A 3,580-nucleotide genomic window follows, 5' to 3' on the forward strand; every position below is an offset into this window, starting at 1 on the left:
GGCCGCAGCAGCGCGCCGAGCGCGACGCGCACCTCGGCCACCGCGAGGCGCGGCTGCTTCACGGCGAGCTGCCCGAGCGCGCGCAGCGTCCCGGCGGCCAGCGTCATGAGGACCACGAGCGGCAGCAGCGGCAGCGGGGCGCCGGCGAGGCGGCTGTGCAGCAGCGCGCGGCGGCGCGCCGCGAAGGAGCGGGTGGGGTCGGCGGCGTCGGGCTCGCCGTCGCCGTCGAGGTCGACCTCGTGCGCGTCCGCGCCCGCGGGTGCCGACGCCCCGGGCCCCTGCACCGGGCGCAGCCCGTGGTAGGCGGCCTGCGCGTGCCGCACGACCGCGGTGGGGACCACGACGACGCGGTGCCCGGCGAGCCGCGCGCGGCGCGACAGGTCGAGACCGTCGCCGAACGGGCCCAGCGCCGCGTCGGTGCCGCCGAGGGCGTCCCAGACGTCGCGGCGCACGAGGGCGCCGGCGACGCCGACGCCGAGCACGTCGGTCCGCCCGTCGTGCTGCCCCTGGTCGAGCTCCCCGGCCTCGACGTCGGTCACGCGCCGGCCGGACCGCGTCGTGCGCAGCCCCACCTCGAGCAGCCGCTCGGGCTCCGTCCACGTGCGCTGCTTGCAGCCCGCGACGGCGACGGACGGCGCGTGGCCGACCGTCTTCACCAGCTGGGCGAGCGCCGCGGGCGCGGGGGCGCTGTCGTCGTGCAGCAGCCAGAGCCACGCCGTGGGCCGCTCGTCGACCGCCTCGGCGAGCAGCGCGAGGCCGGTGACCACCGCGTCGCCGAACGAGCGCGCACCGGGGGCGGACACGGTCGCGAGGCGGGGCACGGGTGCGGGCGTGGCGGCGAAGGCGTCGTCGAGGAGGGCGCCCAGCTGCGGGTCCGGCGCGCCCGGCGCACGCTCGGCGACGTCGACGAGGAGCACGCGGAACGGCCGGCGCGTCTGGGTCGCGAGCGCCCGCAGCGTCGTCGCCAGGTAGCCGGTGCGCCCGTGGGTCACCACGACGGCCGTCACGGGCGTCGTCACCGGGACGGCTGCGGTCGTGGGGAGGTCCACGGGGGACAGCGTGTCAGTCATGCTCGCGTCATCATGCCGTCGGGCCCGCTCCTGCGGGCGCAGCGGCGCCCGGCGTGGCGGGACCCCGCCGACGTCGGTGCGCTCAGACCACGCGCCGCTTCAGCTTGCGGCGCTCGCGCTCGGACAGGCCGCCCCAGATGCCGAAGCGCTCGTCGTTGGCGAGCGCGTACTCGAGGCACTCGGCGCGCACGTCGCAGGACGTGCACACCTTCTTGGCCTCGCGCGTCGAGCCGCCCTTCTCGGGGAAGAACGCCTCCGGGTCGGTCTGCGCGCACAGCGCGCGCTCCTGCCAGCCCATGGGGCCGTCGTCGTCCGGCGTGCCGAACAGGGCCAGCACGTTGCCGGCCGGTGCGGTCACAGGGGTGGCGACGTCGTCGGGCAGGTCCTCGTCGTCGAGCAGGTGCCACATGCGTGCCTCCGCGGGTCTGATGCTCGGTGTGCTCGTCCTGGCTGGCTCCCTCGAAGCCGGCCGTGCGGCGCGGAGGCCGCGACGTTCGCGCTCGATGAATCAGTTCTCAGGAATTACACGCGTGTCGTTCGACCCCGTCAACCGCAGACGTGCTACATGCCCGAGTTGTCCGGGTGAAAGTTGTGTGCGCGCGGCGTGGCGTCCCACCACACGGTCGCCCGGGCGTCCGCTGCGTAGCCTGCCACCATGCCTGCCACGACGCCCGACTCCCCCGCCGCCGGCCGTCCCGCCGACGTCGCCGCGCTCCTCGCCGGGCTCGTGCGCGAGCCCGGCCGGCCGCGCCTGACCTGGTACGGCCCGGACCACGAGCGGGTCGAGCTGTCGGGCGCCGTCCTCGCCAACTGGGTCGTCAAGACGACGAACCTGCTGGTGGAGGAGCTCGACGCGGGGCCCGGCGTCCGCGTGCTCCTCGACCTGCCGGCGCACTGGCGCGCGCTGACGTGGGCGCCCGCGGTGTGGCGCGCCGGCGCGTGCGTCGTGCGTGCCGACGCCGCCGGGGCACCGGCCGACGGCCGCCGCGTCGACGTCGTCGTCACCTCGCGGCCGGACGAGCACAGCACCGACGCGCCCGTCGTCGCCGTGTCCCTCGCGGCGCTCGCCCGCTCCTGGGCGGGGCCGCTGCCCCGCGGGGCCGTCGACGCCGCTGCCGCCGTCATGACGTACCCCGACGCGCTGGGCTGGGTGCCGGCCCCCGACGCGGGCGCGCCCGCGGTCGCCGGCGGGCCGGACGTCGCGCACGCCGCGCTGCTCGGCACGGCCCTGGAGGCCGCTCCGCCCGCCGGGGCGCGCGTGCTCCGCGACGTGCGCGGGCTGGACGGCGTCGACCTCGCGCTCGCCGCCGTCGCGACCTGGGCGGTGGACGGCTCCCTCGTGCTCGTCGACGGCGCCGCCGTGGACGGCCCGGCGCTCGACCGGCTGCGCAGCGGGGAGCGCGTCACGCACGACCGGGCCTGACCCCACGGGCCGCCCGGCCCCACGCGACGCCCGGATGGGCCAGAATGGCGACCCATGCGCGGAATCATCCTGGCCGGCGGCTCCGGCACCCGGCTGCACCCCATCACTCTCGGCGTGAGCAAGCAGCTGGTGCCGGTCTACGACAAGCCGATGATCTACTACCCGCTCTCGACGCTGATCCTCGCGGGCATCAAGGACGTCCTCGTCATCACGACGCCGCACGACGCGGAGCAGTTCCGCCGGCTGCTGGGCGACGGGTCGCAGTTCGGCATCTCCATCAGCTACACCGTCCAGGAGCAGCCGAACGGGCTCGCCCAGGCGTTCGTCCTCGGCGCCGACTTCGTCGGGAACGACGCGGCGGCCCTCGTGCTCGGCGACAACATCTTCTACGGCGCCGGGCTCGGCAGCCGGCTCCAGCGGTTCGAGCAGATCGACGGCGGTGCCGTGTTCGCGTACCGCGTCGCCGACCCCACCGCCTACGGCGTCGTCGAGTTCGACGCGTCGGGCCGCGCGCTGTCGCTCGAGGAGAAGCCCGCGCAGCCGAAGAGCAGCTACGCGGTGCCCGGCCTGTACTTCTACGACAACGACGTCGTGGCGATCGCGCGCGACCTCGAGCCGTCGGCCCGCGGCGAGTACGAGATCACCGACGTCAACCGCGTGTACCTCGAGCAGGGCCGGCTGCAGGTCGAGGTCCTGCCCCGCGGCACCGCCTGGCTCGACACCGGCACGTTCGACTCCCTGCTCGAGGCGTCCGACTACGTCCGCACCATCGAGCACCGGCAGGGCCTCAAGGTCGGCGCGCCCGAGGAGGTCGCGTGGCGCCGCGGGTTCCTGTCGGACGACGAGCTGCGCGAGCGCGCCGAGAAGCTCGTGAAGTCGGGGTACGGCACGTACCTGCTCGGGCTGCTGGAGAGCGGCCGGGACTGACCCGGCCCGCCTGACCGGCTCCTCGACGGGCCGGGAGCCGTGGGGGGGGGGGGGGCCCCCCCCCCCCCCCCCCCCCCCCGCCCCCCCCCCCCCGCGCCCCCCCCGGGCCCCCCCGGCCGGGCCCCCCCCCGCGCGGGGCGGCCGCCCGCCCCCCCCCCCC

General features: G+C 76.9%; 4 protein-coding genes. 2 read left to right on the forward strand and 2 right to left on the reverse strand.

Annotated features, from left to right (window positions below):
* Both AB6N23_RS13280 and AB6N23_RS13285 read right to left on the reverse strand, forming a co-directional pair.
* The coding region (locus AB6N23_RS13280) for a glycosyltransferase (protein ID WP_412866513.1) at positions 1-1,070 on the reverse strand (1,070 nt) is incomplete at its 3' end.
* An 82-nt stretch (positions 1,071-1,152) separates the two neighbouring features.
* The gene (locus tag AB6N23_RS13285; RefSeq protein ID WP_378201813.1) at positions 1,153-1,479 is read right to left on the reverse strand and encodes a WhiB family transcriptional regulator; all 327 of its coding nucleotides are present in this window, start codon (positions 1,477-1,479) and stop codon (positions 1,153-1,155) included.
* 246 nt (positions 1,480-1,725) lie between these two features.
* On the opposite strand from AB6N23_RS13285, the gene AB6N23_RS13290 reads away from it, so the two are divergent.
* Entirely contained in the window at positions 1,726-2,493 is a 768-nt protein-coding gene (locus AB6N23_RS13290) for a TIGR03089 family protein (RefSeq protein ID WP_412866514.1), read from the forward strand.
* Positions 2,494-2,547: 54 nt separating this feature from the next.
* Complete coding sequence (gene rfbA, locus AB6N23_RS13295) at positions 2,548-3,420, forward strand: glucose-1-phosphate thymidylyltransferase RfbA (RefSeq protein WP_412866515.1); 873 nt, start codon at positions 2,548-2,550, stop codon at positions 3,418-3,420.
* Positions 3,421-3,580: the final 160 nt, after the last annotated feature.

This window comes from Cellulomonas pasadenensis (assembly GCF_047229365.1).
Taxonomy (GTDB): Bacteria; Actinomycetota; Actinomycetes; order Actinomycetales; family Cellulomonadaceae; genus Cellulomonas.